Genomic DNA, 14,759 nt, shown 5'->3' with positions numbered 1-14,759 from the left:
CCGACGAACGGCGAGGGGACCGGCGCGGCGGGGCCGGTGGCGGAGCGGGGGGTGGCGGTGGGCTGGTCGGTCACGCGAAGTCCTCGGGGCTTACGGCCCACCACGGAAGGGTGCGGTAGTAGGTCCGGGTGTCGATCTTCTCCGTGCTCCACGGCGGGGCGCCCACCGCCGTGGTCGCCGAGCGCACCTGGATGCGCTGGACGTCGCCGCCGTTGAGGTGCGGGCCGAAGCGGTGCGCCACGATCCGCAGGACGTAGGACTGGGCGAGATCACCGCGCAGCCCGTTGGAGCGGTTCTGGTCGTCGTGCGTGTCGGTGTAGAAGGACCAGGCGCGGCGCAGTTCGTTCTGCTCGGTGTGGCTGGGGATCGGGTTGTGGAGTATCCGCGCGATGTCCATCGCGGTCAGGTCGACCCAGCCGGTGGTGGCGGTGGTGCCGTCCGGTTTGCGCACTTCGGCGCGCGCCTGGACGTCGCTGTTCTCCTGGAGCGGGTTGGGCGCGAACAGCTTCCAGTTCTGTTCGAACTCCGGATAGACGTAGTCGCCGATCGTCCGGGCGTACTTCTGGGAGACGGTGTTCGTCGGGGCTACGTGCAGGAAGACCATCGCGAGGTGGACGGCGGCGCCCACGGTGACGGCCGCCACGGCGAGGGCGACCACGATCCGCGAGGGCACCGACAGGCGGGATATTCCGCCCAGTTCGTCGGCGGCTTCCTCGGTCCCCGCCGCGCCGTCCGCGCCACCCGTGTCGGCCGGGGCGGTTCCGGCGGCGCCGGAGGCCGGGGTGCCCACGGTGTCGGGTGGGCTGCTCGCCGCTTTCTCGTCCGCCGCCCTGTCCTCGGGTGGCTCCATGTCGTTCCCCGTCTCGTCGGTCTCTTCGTTCCGGCCGTTCGCACCGGAACGGTACTCATGCCGCCGCCGGGAGGACAGGCCGTAGAGGTTTTCCACAGGGCGGTGCGGCCCCGGGGTGGGGCTTTTCCACAGCCCTGGATCAGCCTTGACACCCTACGTCGCCGGATCCACCATTGAACCGAACGGTCGGTCGGGAGCAGGGAGGCTTCTGGAATGACCACGGCACCGGCGGCAGGCGCCGCCAACGAGACGGCACCCGCCGAGTTGGTGGCGGAGTTCGACGCGGTGGTGGCCGCGGACGGTCGCATCGAGCCGCGCGACTGGATGCCGGACGCTTACCGGGCCACCTTGATCCGGCAGATAGCGCAGCACGCGCACTCCGAGATCATCGGCATGCAACCGGAGGCCAACTGGATCACCCGCGCGCCCAGTCTGCGCCGCAAGGCCATCCTGATCGCCAAGGTGCAGGACGAGGCCGGGCACGGCCTGTATCTGTACGGGGCGGCGGAGACGTTGGGCGTCAGCCGCGCCGAGCTGCTCGACAAGCTGCACTCCGGCCGCCAGCGCTACAGCTCGATCTTCAACTACCCGACGCTGACCTGGGCGGACGTCGGCGCCATCGGCTGGCTGGTGGACGGCGCCGCGATCACCAACCAGGTGCCGCTGTGCCGCTGCTCCTACGGGCCGTACGCCCGGGCGATGGTGCGGGTCTGCAAGGAGGAGTCCTTCCACCAGCGCCAGGGCTACGAGCTGCTGTACACGCTGTCGCACGGCACCGAGGAGCAGCACGCGATGGCGCAGGACGCGGTCAACCGCTGGTGGTGGCCGTCGCTGATGATGTTCGGCCCGCCGGACGACGAGTCGGCGCACTCCGCGCAGTCCATGGCCTGGCGCATCAAGCGGCACTCCAACGACGAGCTGCGGCAGCGCTTCGTGGACATATGCGTTCCGCAGGCCGAAGCGCTGGGTCTGACGCTCCCCGATCCCGACCTGCGGTGGAACGAGGAGCGCGGCCGGTGGGACTTCGGAGAGATCGACTGGGAGGAGTTCCAGCAGGTGCTGCGCGGCAACGGCCCGTGCAACGAGCAGCGGCTGACCCAGCGGCGCACCGCCCATGAGGACGGCGCCTGGGTACGCGAGGCGGCCGCCGCGTACGCGGCCAAACACCAGACGGACACAGGCCGGGAGGCGACGGCGGTATGAGCACGCAGAACACCGACTGGCCGCTGTGGGAGGTCTTCGTGCGCAGCAAGCGCGGGCTGAGCCACAGCCACGCGGGCAGCCTGCACGCCCCGGACGCCACCATGGCGCTGCGCAACGCCCGCGACCTGTTCACCCGGCGCGGCGAGGGCGTGTCGATCTGGGTGGTGCCCGCCGCCGCGATCACCGCCTCGTCTCCGGACGAGAAGGACCCGTTCTTCGAACCGGCCGCCGACAAGACGTACCGCCACCCGACCTTCTACACGATCCCGGAGGGGGTGAAGCACCTGTGACCACCACGACCGTACCGACCACGGCCGCCCTGTCACTCGCCGATGACGCGCTGGTGCTCTCCCACCGGCTGGGTGAGTGGATCGGGCACGCGCCGGTGCTGGAGGAGGAGGTGGCGCTCGCCAACATAGCGCTGGATCTGCTGGGCCAGGCCCGCTTCCTGTACTCGATGGTGGGCGACGAGGACGAGTTGGCCTACCGCCGGGAGGAACGCGCCTTTCTCAACGTGCAGTTGGTGGAGCAGACGAACGGTGACTTCGCCGCCACCATCGCCCGCCAGCTCTACTTCTCCTGCTACCAGGGCCTGCTGTACGGCGAATTGGCCGCGGCCGACGGCGAACTCGCGGCGCTGGCCGCGAGGGCGGTCAAGGAGGTGGCCTACCACCAGGACCACGCGGTGCAGTGGACGCTCAGGCTCGGCGACGGCACACCGGAGAGCCGGACCCGGATGCAGGACGCGCTCAACGCCCTGTGGCGGTACACCGGCGAGCTGTTCACACCGGTGGAGGGGCTGCCGGTGGACCCCGCCGCCCTGCGCGACCGCTGGCTGGACGTGGTCGGCGGCGTCATACGACAGGCGACCTTGACCATGCCGGACGGGCCGGACCACACCCCGTGGGCGGCCGGTGCCGGACGGCAGGGGATACACACCGAGCCGTTCGGCCGGATGCTCGCCGAGATGCAGCATCTGCACCGCGCGCACCCGGGGGCGTCATGGTGACCACGGTGCTGGAGGACGAGCTACGGCGGATCGCGGGCAGCGTCCCCGACCCCGAACTGCCGGTGCTCACCTTGGACGAACTGGGCGTGCTGCGCGGGCTGAGGGTCACCGGCCCGGGCCGGGTGGAGGTCGAGCTGACCCCGACCTACACCGGCTGCCCGGCGGTGGAGGCGATGGCGGCCGACATCACCGAGCGGCTCAAGGCGCAGGGCATGGCAGAGGTGTCGGTACGGACCGTGCTGTCGCCGCCGTGGAGCAGCGACGCGATCAGCGCCGAAGGGCGGCGCAAACTGGCGGAGTTCGGCATAGCGCCGCCCCGGCCGACCACGGCGGGCGGGCCGGTGCCGCTGACGCTGTCGGTGCGCTGTCCGCACTGCGGCTCGCTGGACACCACGCTGCTGAACCGCTTCTCGTCCACGGCCTGCAAGGCACTGCGGCGGTGCGAGTCGTGCGGTGAACCCTTCGACCACTTCAAGGAGTTCTGATGGTGGCCGGTTCGGTCGCTCGGCACGGTGCGTTCCATCCGCTGCGGGTGGCGGACGTCGAGCGGCTCACCGAGGACGCGGTGGCGCTCACCTTCGAGGTGCCCGCCGAGCTGCGTGACGCCTACCGGTTCGCACCGGGCCAGCACATCGCGCTGCGGCGGTACGCCAACGGCGGGGAGATACGCCGCACTTACTCGGTATGCGATCCGGCACCGGCTCCCGGGTCGGAGGGACCGCGGCGGCTGCGGGTCGCGGTGCGGCTGGTGGAAGGCGGCGAGTTCTCCACGTACGCGCTCAAGGAGTTGCTGGCGGGCGAGACGCTGGAGGTGATGACCCCCGCCGGGCGGTTCGGGCACGCGCTGCCGCTGTCCGGTCCCGGGCACTACGCGGCCATCGTGGGCGGCAGTGGCATCACCCCGGTGCTGTCGATCGTCGCGACGGTCCTTCAGCGGCAGCCCGAGGCGCGTTTCTGCCTGATACGCAGCGACCGGACCGCGGCCTCGACGATGTTCCTGGAGGAGGTGGCCGACCTCAAGGACCGCTATCCGGACCGGCTCCAGCTCGTCCATGTGCTCTCCCGGGAGGAGCAGCAGGCGGGGCTGCCCTCGGGCCGTCTCGACCAGGAGCGGCTGACCGGGCTGCTGCCCGCGCTGCTGCGGCCGCAGAGCGTGGACGGCTGGTTCCTGTGCGGGCCGTACGGGCTGGTCGAGGATGCCGAGCGGGCGTTGCGGGCCCTCGGGGTGGAGCGGGCGCGGATCCACCAGGAGATCTTCCACGTGGACGAGGGCTCGGCGAAGGCCCCCGCCCGAGCTGGAGACGCCACCGGCGCCACGGTCAGCGCGACGTTGGACGGGCGCGCCGGGAGCTGGCCCGCGCGGGAGGGGGAGTCGGTGCTGGAGACGGTGCTGCGCAACCGCGCGGACGCGCCGTATGCGTGCAAGGGAGGGGTGTGCGGTACGTGCAGGGTGCGGTTGGTCGAGGGTGAGGTGCGGATGGACCGCAACTTCGCCTTGGAGCCCGATGAGTTGGCGGCCGGGTATGTGCTGGCCTGCCAGTCGCATCCGGTCACCGAGCGCGTTGCGGTGGACTTCGACGCGTAAAGGGCCAGCCTGCCTGCGGGCGCCAACTCCACGGCGCCAGCGGCCTGTTCAGTTCGTAGAACCTGTTCTAACCTGACGCCCAGTCAGCAAGTGGATGCGGTGGCGGGAGGGACGAGCAGTGGACTTCAGCTTCAGCGAGGAGCAGCAGGCCGCCGTGGAGGCGGCGCGCGCGGTCTTCTCTTCGGTTGCGCCCGACGCGGTACCCAGTCCGTCGCTGACGCCGGGCGCGGTCGCCGCCGACTTCGACCGTACGCTGTGGCACCGGCTCGCCGACGCCGATCTGCTGGGCCTGGTGCTCGACCCCGAGCACGGCGGTGCCGGGCTGGACCCGATCGCGCTGTGCCTGGTGCTGCGCGAGGCCGGGCGGGTACTGGCCCGCGTCCCGCTGCTGGAGACCTGCGCGGCCGCGCTGGCGGTCCAGGCCTATGGCGAGGGCGAGTTGACGACGCGGCTGCTGCCCGCCATCGGGCGCGGCGAGACCGTGCTCACCGTCGCCGCCAGCGGCCGTACCGGGCATGAACCGGCCGAAGCCGCCGTGACCGCACGGGAGTCGAACGGCGCATGGCTGCTGGACGGGGTGCAGACGGCCGTGCCCTGGGCGCAGCAGGCCGATCGGCTACTGGTCCCGGCCCGTACCAGCGCCGACCGTACGGTGATCGCCGTGGTGCCCCGGGCGCACGAGGGGGTGGCCCTGGACGACCAGGTGTCCACCAACGGTGAGCGGTGCGCTCGGCTGCGGCTGGACGCGGTGCGGATTCCGGTCGGTGACATGGTGACCGCTGCCGGGGCCTGGGAGTGGCTGCGCGATCTGCTGGCCACCGGCACCTGTGCGCTGGCGCTCGGGCTGGCCACCCAGGTGATCGCCATGACCAGTGAGTACACCAGCAAGCGCGAGCAGTTCGGGCATCCGCTCGCCACCTTCCAGGCGGTTGCCGTCCAGGCCGCGGACCGCTACATCGACACCCGTGCGATGGAGGTCACCCTCTGGCAGGCCGCCTGGCGGTTGAGCACCGGCACCGCGGGCCCGCTGCCGGTCACCGCCGATGTGTCGGTCGCCAAGATCTGGGCCTCGGAGGGCATGCGCCGGGTGGTGCAGACCGCACAGCATCTGCACGGCGGCTTCGGCGCCGACACGGACTACGCGTTGCACCGGTACCACGCCTGGGCCAAGACGCTTGAGCTGGCGCTCGGCCCCGCGGCGGCCCATGAGGAGCGGCTTGGGGCGTTGCTCGCCGCACACGCGGGGTGAGAGGGAGGCGGCGTCTGGCCGCTGCTCCGCGCCACTCGCGACTGGTTCGAGACCGCCGGGCTCCGCCGTTGCGCGGGGCGCCGTCGCGGTGCGGGAAGTTCAACGCCGCTAGCCGCCCGCGCCCGCCCGGACCACCCAGGCGACCACCGTCAGGCGACCACCGCGGGACCGCCGTGGTCGGTGGTCAGGGGGCGGCCCGCCCGCTCCCAGGCCAGCATGCCGCCGTCCACGTTGACCGCGTCCAGGCCCTGGGCGATGAGGTACTGGGCGACCTGCGCGGAGCGCCCGCCGACCCGGCACACCACATGCACCCGCCGGTCCACCGGCACCTCGCCGATCCGGGCGACCAGCTCGCTCATCGGAATGTGCACCGCCTGCTCGGCGTGCCCGGCCGCCCACTCGTCATCCTCACGGACATCGAGCAGGAACCCGTCGGACGGCACGGCGGCGGCCTGCACGGCGGGCAGCGGGGCGAAGTTCATGGGTGAGCCTTTCTCGGGGTCCTCGGGGTCGGTCCCGCTCCAACGTATCTCGTCGGACCGCGTCAGTCGGCGGCCGGACGCAGCAGTTCCTCAAGGCGCCGCTCGCGCTCCGCGACCTGGGCGAGCAGTTGCTCGGCGATCTCGTTGAGCAGCCCGTCCGGGTCCTCGGGGGCCATCTTCATCATCTGGCCGATCGCGCTGGACCCCAGTTCCGCGGCGAGCGCCGCGAGCGCCTCCTTGCGCTCCGCCAGCCACTCAAGCCGTGCGTACAGCTCCTCCGCCTTGCTGGGTGCGGGCCGCTCCGCCGGTGGCCCGGCCGCCCACTCCTCGGCGAGGGCGCGCAGCGCGGCCTCGTCCCCGTAGCTGTAGGCCTCGTTCACCCGGGCGATGAAGTCGCCCCGCCGCTTCTGCTCCGCCTCGTCCTGGGCCAGGTCAGGGTGGGCCTGGCGGACCAGCTCGCGGTAGAGGCGGCGGGCCTCCTCGCCCGGCCGGACCCGGCGCGGCGCCTGCGGGTCGTCCACCGGCCGTACGCCGTCGGAGCCCAGCAGCCCCTCGAACAGCTCCTCGATGCCCGGCATGGGCATCACCAGGGCGCGGGCCTCCCAGGCCCGCGCGATGTCCTCGCGCTCGCCGGTGTGCGCGGCGACCGCCTCGGCGATCAGCGCGTCCAGCTCGTCGAGCCGGGTGTACATCGGGCCGAGCCGCTGGTGGTGCAGCCGGGAGAAGTTCTCCACCTCGACCCGGAAGGTCTCCACCGCGATCTCGAACTCGATCAGCGCCTGCTCCGCGGCCCGCACCGCCTTCTCCAGACGGTCCTCCGCGCCCTGCTGCTCTGGCTGTACGCCCTCCGGGTTCATCACCCGCCCAGCCTACGAGGAGCCGCGCGCCGACCGTTCCCCGAGCGGCCCGAGCGGCCGCACGACGCGGGTCGGCGGTGCCACACCCCCAGCGGCATCCGGGTCGCCAGACCGCGCCCGCGAACCGTCGGCCGGGCCGCGAAGCGATGCCGTCGGGCGCCGTAGCGTTTCCTCCCACCACGGGTGGCCAAACTCGGTATTTTCCCAAACTCCTGTGACGTTTCATGCTTGCCTTGTCATCAGACGCCGCTCCTTGCGGCCGCCTCCCGCCACGACCCCGGGTGCACGACGTTGGACAAGATGATCAAGCCGCTCGGCGAGCAGTCCCACGACAGACGTCCGCCGCCCGACGGAATCGCCGCCCTGCTACGGCTCGCCGTGGTCTGCGTCGACGCCGACGGGGACGTCTCCTACTGGAACCGGGGCGCCGAGGAGTTGTTCGGCCACCGTTGGGAGGCTGTCTTCGGTCACCGTGCCAGGGGCCTGCTGCCCGCGCCCGCCGAGCCGCCCGCGTCCGGTGAGCGGGACGCCGTCGAGCTGCTGGACGGCCTCACCCGGCCGCGCTGGTGCGGCGCGTTCCCGGTGACCGACCACTCCGGCGCGGTGCGCGACACACTGTGGTGGTCGTACCGGATGGCCGAACCGGCCGACCGCGGTCTGCTCGTCCTGGCAGCGCACGCCAAACCGCTGCGCTCCGGCGCCCTGCGGCTGGCCATCGGCGACCGCATGCTGCCGTACGTGCTCGACGCGGCGGCCGGGGCGGACGGCGTCCGGCTCAGCCCCCGGTTCGGCTCCGCGCCCAACGCGCCCGACGCGGACGCCGAGCCCCGGCTGATCACGCGGCTCGCCGACGTACTGCCCCGGGTCAGCCCCGGGCGGCTGGAGCGGATCACCCGGCGGATCGCCCAACTCGGCGCCCCCGCACTGCAGATCGAGGGCAGCGCACCGCTTGCCGTCCTCCCGTACGAGGCGGTCCGGCCGCCACGCCGCCGTGGTGAGACCACCGTGCCCGCCCGGCGCCGCGCCGAACTCCCCGCGGCGCCACGGCACAGCGCCCGCAGAAGACCGCCCCTGACCCCGGTACCGCCGCCGGGCTTTCCGCCGCCCGCGCCCGGCGGGCTGCTCGACCAGCAGCTCGCACTGCTCCGGGAGACCGGCGCACGGGTCGGCACCACCCTCGAACCCGACACCACGGCAGCCGAGTTGTGTGCGGTCGCGGTACCGCGGTTCGCCGACTTCGCCAGTGTGCTCGTCGTCGACCACCTCTTCTCCGACGCCCCGCGGGACGGCTCGTCACCCGGGCGCAAGGAGCGGACGGTCACCGTGCGCAGGCTCGCGGTGTCCGGCGACTGCTCCGGTGTGTCCTGGGATTCCGTGGTGCCCGAGGGCGAGTTGTTCACGCTGCCCGCCGGGCCGGGCGGGCAGGCGACCGGGCTGGCCGAGCCACTGCTGCTCCCGGTGGTCGATCCGGCACTGGCCGAGGACGTGGCCGCGGACCTGGGCGCTCCGGCCCTCGGCGATCTGCTCGCCGGGCGCTCGGTGCTGGTCACCCCGCTGGTCGCGCGCGGTGTGGTGCTGGGCCAGATGCGGTTCGTACGGGATCCGGACCGGCGTCCGTTCGACGTCAAGGACGCCGCGACCGCGGTGGAGTTCGCGGCGCGCGGCGCCGTGCACCTGGACAACGCGCGGCTGCACCGGCTGGAGTCGCGCGCCGCCGCCACCTTGCAGCGCAGCATGCTGCCGAGCAGTCCGCCGCGCATCCCCGGGGTGCGGATCGCCCACCACTACCGGCCGGGGGACCGCCAGGCGCAGGTCGGCGGCGACTGGTTCGACGCCATCCAACTCCCGGGCGGCCGGGTCGCGTTGGTGGTCGGCGACGTCATGGGGCACGGCCTGCTGAGCGCCGCGGTGATGGGTCAGTTCCGCACCGCCGTACAGACCATGGCCGCGCTCGACCTGCCGCCCGCGCAACTGCTGCGCCACCTGGACAACCTGGCGCACCGGCTCGGCACCACGGACCATCTGGCCACCTGTGTCTACGCGGTCTACGACCCGATCCACCGCACGCTGTCGGTGGCCAACGCGGGCCACATCCCGCCGGTGCTGGCCCGGCACGACGGGCGCAGCGAACCGCTGCGGATCCCCGAGGGCGCACCCATCGGCGTGGGCGGGGTGCCGTTCGAGACGGTGGAGATCCCGGTGCCGGACGGGAGTTGGCTGGTGCTGTGCACCGACGGCCTGGTCGAGGTGCGCGGGCAGGGTATAGACGCCGGGCTGGCCGCGCTGTGCGCCAACGTCATCGAACCGCAGCAGACACCGGAGGACGTCTGCAACCAGATCCTCAGCCAGGTGCACTACGAGGAGCGCGGCGACGACGTGGCGCTGCTCGTCGCGCGGTTCGAGGGCATCCCGCCGCAGGACGTCGCCGAGCTGCGGCTGCGGCTCGACCACTCGCAGGTGCGTACGGCGCGGGCGTTCACCCGCAAGCAGCTCGCCGACTGGGGGATCGGCCAACTCGGCGACCTGGCCGAGTTGTTGGTGAGCGAGCTGGTGACCAACGCGCTGCGGGTGGCCAGCCATGAGGTGCAGCTTCGGCTGATGCGGGTGGGCAAACTGCTGGTCGAGGTCAGCGACGACGACCACAACCTGCCGCAGTTGCGGCGCGCGGACGAGGACGACGAGGACGGGCGGGGGCTCGCCCTGGTCAGCAATCTCTCCCACCGCTGGGGGACGAGCCGCAAGGCGGTGGGAAAGGTGGTGTGGTTCGAACTCCCGCTGCCCCAGGAGTAGTTCGGGCGGCGTTAGGCTCCCTCAGACCGCTACGGCCTGTTCCATTTCCTCCGCTTCCTCCGCTTCTTCCCTTTCGACTGCCCGGGCCACCGGTACGGCCTCGGCCGCCGCGTGACGGCGTTCGGTGAGGGCCGCCGCCGTCACCGCCACCACGCCCACGGCCAGCCATACGGCCAGGACCAGGACGCCGCCGCCCAGACCGTGGCTGCGGAAGTAGACCAGGTCGCGGGCGCCCTCGATGAACCCGGCTCCGTTCCAGAAGGCGTGCAGCGCACCGAAGAACCCGTTCTGCAGCTCGGGCCGGAAGACGCCACCCGAGCTGGTGAAGTTCAGCATGACGAACAGCACCATCACCCCCAGCGTGGTCCACCGCCTGAGGAAGGTGTGCAGACCGGTACCGATCAGCAGGATCCCCGCCGAGTACAGCCAGATCAGCCCCCACACGCCCGGCAGCCCGTGGTCGACGATGCGGAAGACCGGACCGGCGAACAGCGCGCCCACCGCGCTCACCACCAGCGACATTCCGGCGGCCAGCAGCGCCCGTGTCCGCATCGGCAGCACCGCGCCCGCCCCGCCGATCACCGCGACCGAGGCGTACGAGCCGATGCTCACCGCGACCAGCAGGAAGAACAGCCCCTGCCCTGTGGGGTCGTGCGGTGCGGGCGGCACCACGTCGGTGACGTTCAGCGGCACGCCCTGCCGGGCGGCGATGGGGGTGAAGACCTTCTCGGCGGCCGTGGCGTTGGTGTCCGATCCGGCCGAGGCGACCAGCAGCTCCGGTGCGGCGCGGTCGGTTACGTACGCGCCGTAGATCTGCCGGTCCTTCAGCAGCCGCACCGCGTCCTCACGGGACGGCACCGTGCGCACGTCGAGCGCGTCACCCGCCCTGTCCTGCAGGGTCTGGGCCATCACCAGTCGTGCGGGCGCCTGCCCGACGACGGCGACCGGCAGATGGTGCGGGGCCGGATCGCCGAACGCGCCGAGGTAGCCGAGGCCCATGCCGACGCACATCAGCAGCGGGGTGAGCAGGTGGGTGAGGACATGGCGGATCGCGCCAGGCGGTGTCTTCCCGGTCATCGGCGGGCCTCCCGAGGAAGCTGGTTGGCTTTTACAACTGCAGTCACGTTGTACTATACAACCATCCGAGAGGAGAACCACCATGCCGTCCAGCCGGGACCAATCCGTCGAGACGATCCAACGCGAACTGACCGCCTTCGCGCGGCGCGCCCGGGCGACGGCCGCGCGCACGCACCCCCAGCTCTCGCTGGTCTCCTTCACCCTGCTGGCACACCTCGCTGACCAGCGGGGATGCCGGGCGACCGATCTGGCGGCGCACTACATGCTGGACAAGTCCACGGTCAGCAGGCAGGTGGCGGCGCTGGAGAAGCTGGGCTTCGTGGAACGCCGCCCCGACCCGGACGACCAGCGGGTCCAGGTGCTGCATCCCACACCGCTGGGGTACGAGACGCTCGCCTCGGTGGCGGCCAGTCGGCGTGCGGCGTTCCAGGAACGCCTCGCCGACTGGTCAGAGCAGGATCTGGCGCGGTTCGCGGAGTACCTGGTCCGCTACGGGCGCGCCTCGACGCGCCCTCGAAGCTAGGCGCTCCGCTGGGAGTGCGGCGATCTGCCGTCGGTCGGCTGCGGCATCGTCGTGGCTGGTCGCGCCCACGCGGCGGAGCCGCACATGAACACAGCCCCGCGCTCCTTCAGGGCGACATCCCGGGGCGGCCCCAGAGCCGTTAGGCGGCGGGGCCGCGGGGGCAGGGCGGGGCTTCCGGCATGTGCTTGGCGGCCCAGTCGGCGAGTTCGTTCATCGCGGGGGCCAACGCGTCGCCCGCGGGCGTGAGTTGGTAGCTCACCCGCAGCGGCGGGCCCTCGTCCACCTCGCGCACCAGCAGTCCGGCACCGGCGAGTTCGGTCAGCCGGTCCGAGAGCATCCGCTCGCTGATCCCGGGGATGGCCCGGCGCAGCTCAGCGAAGTACGAACGGCCGTTGCTCATCAGCACGGCGATGATCAGGCCGGTCCACCGCTTGCCGAGCAGCGTGAACACCCGCGTGATGCCCTGGTCGATCGCACTGCATTCCCGGGAGACCGCCATGGCCTCATCGTACCCCCCGCCAGCTTAGGGGCTGCAATTTAGTAAGTAGGTGTGCTATCTATAGTGGACGTACGGATTTCAACATCCTTGTTGGAGGCACTCCCATGGCCACCCTGCTGCACCTTGACTCGTCCCTGTACCCGCAGGGCTCGGCATCCCGCGACGTCACCGCCACTTTCCGCAAGGAGTGGGAGGCCCAGCACCCGGACGGCAAGGTCATCTACCGCGACCTGGCGGCCGAGCCGCTGCCGCACCTGGAACTGGACGCCGCTCTCGCCGGTTTCACCGCGCCCGACCAGCGCACCGCCGAGCAGTCCGCCGCCTTCGTGCTGCGCGACCAGCTCGCCGCCGAGCTGGAGGAGGCCGACGCCATCCTCATCGGCGCGCCGATGTACAACTTCACGATTCCGTCGACCCTGAAGGCCTGGCTGGACCAGGTGATCATCATGGGCCGCACCGCGGGCGAGAAGCCGTCCGCCGCCGGAACCCCGGTGGTCGTGGTGGCCAGCCGCGGCGGCTCCTACGCGCCCGGCACGCCGCGGGAGGGCTTCGAGTTCGTCCAGACCTACCTGGAGAAGGTGCTGGGCGGCGGGCTCGGCCTCGACGTCGAGTTCATCGTGCCGGAGCTGACGCTCGCCCGTACCAACCCGGCGATGGCCGACCTGATCGAGCTGGCCGACGCGTCCAAGGCCAAGGCGCACGAGGACGCGGCCACCAAGGCCAAGGCGCTGGCCAGCCGCCTGGCCGCCTGAGCCGCCGGGACACAACGCGGGTCGGCCGTTCCCGTCGCGGGGCGGCCGACCCCGTTCACGTTTTTCCGCGGGTTACAGCTGGACGCCGTAGTCGCTGGCTATTCCGGCGAGCCCGGAGGCGTAGCCCTGGCCGATGGCGCGGAACTTCCAGTCGGCGCCGACCCGGTACAACTCGCCGAAGACCATGGCGGTTTCGGTCGAGGCGTCCTCGGTCAGGTCGAAACGGGCCAGCTCCCTGCCGTCGGCCTGGTTGACCACCCGGATGAACGCGTTGCGGACCTGGCCGAAGTTCTGGGCGCGCGCCTCGCCGTCGTAGATCGAGACCGGGAAGACGATCCGCTCGATCTCGGGGGAGACGGCCGACAGGTTCACCCTGACCGACTCGTCGTCGCCCTCGCCCTCACCGGTGAGGTTGTCACCGGCGTGCTCGACCGAACCGTCCACGCTCTTGAGATTGTTGAAGAACACGAAGTGCCCGTTGGACGGCACCTTCCCGGTGGCGTCCAGCAGCAGCGCGCTGGCATCGAGGTCGAAGTCGCTGCCCGTGGTGGTGCGTACGTCCCAACCCAGTCCGACGGTGACCGCGCCCAGGCCCGGGGCCTCCTTGGTCAGCGAGATGTTGCCGCCCTTGCTGAGGCTGACGCCCATGGATCTCCTGCGCATTCCGGCGCGGGCCACGCCACTTGACGACTGCTTTGCCCTGTAGCCTCAACGGGCGCGCCCGGCAAGGCGTTCCCGGCCACCACCCCTCCTTCGGGAGGTGATCTCCTCAGACCTGCGGCGGTACGCCGGGCCCGCGGTCAACCAGAAGGCGTACACCCCGTTTGCACCACAGGTGGACGCATTCCGGTCAGGAAGCGGGAAGGCTGGAGGTGACCAAGACGCTTCCGTGGACCGCGAAAGGACCCCGCATGCCTCCCAAGGCGAGCCTTGTAACGGCCGTCACCATCGGTGCCGTCGGCCTCGGCAGCCTGGCGGTCGTCGGCGGCCCCGGCGCCGTCGACTGGTTCAGGGGACGGCATGTGCAGCAGGCCTCGTACGACAGTGGCCGGGCGGCCAAGTCGGACCGCGCCTCGATGCCGCGCTGGCTGCCGGACACCGCGACCTCCGTCCACTACCGGATGTCCACGACCGGCGGCGACCGGCTACTGAAGGCCACCCTCCCCGAGCCCAAGCTCCCCCACGGCTGCAAGCCGGGCGGCACCCACGTCCGCGCCCACCTGAAGGCGTCCTGGTTCCCCAAGGGCACCGACCACCAGTCCCAGGCCACCTGCGGCGGCACGTACAACGCCGTCCTGAAGGGCAAGGAGCTCTACGCCTGGCAGGACAACGCCTCCTGGGTCGCCGCCCACAAGGCCAGCCACGAACACCCGCCGTCCCCGGCCCATCACCACCACAAGCAGAAGGACCACTGAGCGCGAGGGGACCGCAAAGGTGTCCGGCGGGCGCGTTCCGCGGAGCGCACCGCAGGCCCATCGCCGCGTCCACCCCCCGCACAACGAAGAACCCCTGGTCCGGATCTCTCCGAACCAGGGGTTCTGATCTGTGCGCGAGGGGGGAGTTGAACCCCCACGCCCTTGCGGGCACTGGAACCTGAATCCAGCGCGTCTGCCTATTCCGCCACCCGCGCATTGGGTGTTGTCAGTTGATTCTGCCACACTCTCCGGGGTGTCCGGTCCGCTGGACCGGTCTTCCGGGGCCGTGTGGAGCGCCTTCCGACATGCAGAACACTAGCACGTGCCGGAGGGTGCGTTCACATCCGTTCCCCGGCCCCGGGAGAGGGGAACCCTCGGTACTTGCGGGACACTGGCCCGGGGCGCATCTACCATCCCTGTGAAGCATCCCCGTGAAGCCACCGGCGTGCGGTGCGGCGGACCGGGCGG

The 14,759-nt window shown here is 71.6% G+C and carries 16 protein-coding genes and 1 tRNA gene; 10 read left to right on the top strand and 7 right to left on the bottom strand.

The window, feature by feature from the left end; translation table 11 throughout:
- Nucleotides 1-70: 70 nt before the first annotated feature.
- On the bottom strand, nucleotides 71-850 hold the full coding sequence (locus NON19_RS09200; protein WP_255926187.1) for a DUF5819 family protein: 780 nt from the start codon (nucleotides 848-850) through the stop codon (nucleotides 71-73).
- Between the two features lie 213 nt (nucleotides 851-1,063).
- Between NON19_RS09200 and paaA the strand changes: the two genes are divergently transcribed.
- From paaA to NON19_RS09170, 6 genes are all read left to right on the top strand, one after another.
- On the top strand, nucleotides 1,064-2,053 hold the full coding sequence (gene paaA / locus NON19_RS09195) for a 1,2-phenylacetyl-CoA epoxidase subunit PaaA (RefSeq protein WP_255926186.1): 990 nt from the start codon (nucleotides 1,064-1,066) through the stop codon (nucleotides 2,051-2,053).
- On the top strand, nucleotides 2,050-2,343 hold the full coding sequence (paaB, locus tag NON19_RS09190; protein WP_255926185.1) for a 1,2-phenylacetyl-CoA epoxidase subunit PaaB: 294 nt from the start codon (nucleotides 2,050-2,052) through the stop codon (nucleotides 2,341-2,343). The genes paaA and paaB overlap by 4 nt, the downstream gene beginning before the upstream one ends.
- Nucleotides 2,340-3,062 carry a 1,2-phenylacetyl-CoA epoxidase subunit PaaC gene (gene paaC, locus NON19_RS09185; RefSeq protein WP_255926184.1) on the top strand — a complete coding sequence of 241 codons (723 nt, stop codon included), beginning with the start codon at nucleotides 2,340-2,342 and terminating at the stop codon, nucleotides 3,060-3,062. The genes paaB and paaC overlap by 4 nt, the downstream gene beginning before the upstream one ends.
- Nucleotides 3,056-3,547 (top strand): 1,2-phenylacetyl-CoA epoxidase subunit PaaD, encoded by a 492-nt coding sequence (paaD, locus tag NON19_RS09180; protein ID WP_255926183.1) that lies wholly within the window; start codon nucleotides 3,056-3,058, stop codon nucleotides 3,545-3,547. Before paaC ends, paaD begins: the two co-directional genes overlap by 7 nt.
- Nucleotides 3,547-4,647 carry a 1,2-phenylacetyl-CoA epoxidase subunit PaaE gene (gene paaE, locus NON19_RS09175; protein WP_255926182.1) on the top strand — a complete coding sequence of 367 codons (1,101 nt, stop codon included), beginning with the start codon at nucleotides 3,547-3,549 and terminating at the stop codon, nucleotides 4,645-4,647. The genes paaD and paaE overlap by 1 nt, the downstream gene beginning before the upstream one ends.
- Nucleotides 4,648-4,765: 118 nt before the next feature.
- A complete protein-coding gene (locus tag NON19_RS09170; protein ID WP_255926181.1) occupies nucleotides 4,766-5,896 on the top strand; it encodes an acyl-CoA dehydrogenase family protein in 1,131 nt (376 codons plus the stop codon).
- 149 nt (nucleotides 5,897-6,045) lie between these two features.
- Here the strand turns inward: NON19_RS09170 and NON19_RS09165 are convergent, their stop codons facing one another.
- Nucleotides 6,046-6,378: a rhodanese-like domain-containing protein gene (locus NON19_RS09165; RefSeq protein WP_255926180.1), complete on the bottom strand. Its 333-nt coding sequence runs from the start codon at nucleotides 6,376-6,378 to the stop codon at nucleotides 6,046-6,048.
- Nucleotides 6,379-6,440: 62 nt separating this feature from the next.
- Nucleotides 6,441-7,235: a J domain-containing protein gene (locus tag NON19_RS09160; RefSeq protein ID WP_255926227.1), complete on the bottom strand. Its 795-nt coding sequence runs from the start codon at nucleotides 7,233-7,235 to the stop codon at nucleotides 6,441-6,443.
- Nucleotides 7,236-7,535: 300 nt separating this feature from the next.
- Between NON19_RS09160 and NON19_RS09155 the strand changes: the two genes are divergently transcribed.
- Nucleotides 7,536-10,025, top strand: coding sequence for an ATP-binding SpoIIE family protein phosphatase (locus tag NON19_RS09155; RefSeq protein ID WP_255926179.1), 2,490 nt, complete (start codon nucleotides 7,536-7,538; stop codon nucleotides 10,023-10,025).
- 21 nt (nucleotides 10,026-10,046) lie between these two features.
- On the opposite strand, the gene NON19_RS09150 is transcribed toward NON19_RS09155, so the two are convergent.
- Nucleotides 10,047-11,102 (bottom strand): YhgE/Pip domain-containing protein, encoded by a 1,056-nt coding sequence (locus tag NON19_RS09150; protein WP_255926178.1) that lies wholly within the window; start codon nucleotides 11,100-11,102, stop codon nucleotides 10,047-10,049.
- Nucleotides 11,103-11,184: 82 nt separating this feature from the next.
- Here NON19_RS09150 and NON19_RS09145 point away from each other — a divergent pair, with 82 nt between their 5' ends.
- Entirely contained in the window at nucleotides 11,185-11,625 is a 441-nt protein-coding gene (locus NON19_RS09145; RefSeq protein WP_255926177.1) for a MarR family winged helix-turn-helix transcriptional regulator, read from the top strand.
- 139 nt (nucleotides 11,626-11,764) lie between these two features.
- Here NON19_RS09145 and NON19_RS09140 read toward each other — a convergent pair whose 3' ends face one another.
- Nucleotides 11,765-12,124 carry a winged helix-turn-helix transcriptional regulator gene (locus NON19_RS09140; protein WP_255926176.1) on the bottom strand — a complete coding sequence of 120 codons (360 nt, stop codon included), beginning with the start codon at nucleotides 12,122-12,124 and terminating at the stop codon, nucleotides 11,765-11,767.
- 104 nt (nucleotides 12,125-12,228) lie between these two features.
- On the opposite strand from NON19_RS09140, the gene NON19_RS09135 reads away from it, so the two are divergent.
- A complete protein-coding gene (locus NON19_RS09135; RefSeq protein ID WP_255926175.1) occupies nucleotides 12,229-12,876 on the top strand; it encodes an FMN-dependent NADH-azoreductase in 648 nt (215 codons plus the stop codon).
- A gap of 72 nt (nucleotides 12,877-12,948) precedes the next feature.
- Here the strand turns inward: NON19_RS09135 and NON19_RS09130 are convergent, their stop codons facing one another.
- Nucleotides 12,949-13,524: a TerD family protein gene (locus NON19_RS09130; protein ID WP_255926174.1), complete on the bottom strand. Its 576-nt coding sequence runs from the start codon at nucleotides 13,522-13,524 to the stop codon at nucleotides 12,949-12,951.
- A gap of 263 nt (nucleotides 13,525-13,787) precedes the next feature.
- On the opposite strand from NON19_RS09130, the gene NON19_RS09125 reads away from it, so the two are divergent.
- A complete protein-coding gene (locus NON19_RS09125) occupies nucleotides 13,788-14,291 on the top strand; it encodes a hypothetical protein (protein ID WP_255926173.1) in 504 nt (167 codons plus the stop codon).
- 131 nt (nucleotides 14,292-14,422) lie between these two features.
- On the opposite strand, the gene NON19_RS09120 is transcribed toward NON19_RS09125, so the two are convergent.
- Nucleotides 14,423-14,506 (bottom strand) — tRNA-Leu (locus NON19_RS09120).
- Nucleotides 14,507-14,759: the final 253 nt, after the last annotated feature.

This window comes from Streptantibioticus rubrisoli (assembly GCF_024436055.1).
Taxonomy (GTDB): domain Bacteria; phylum Actinomycetota; class Actinomycetes; order Streptomycetales; family Streptomycetaceae; genus Streptantibioticus_A; species Streptantibioticus_A rubrisoli.
The sequence above is the reverse complement of the archived record's forward strand: the minus strand, read 5'-3'. Positions and strand labels throughout refer to the sequence as shown.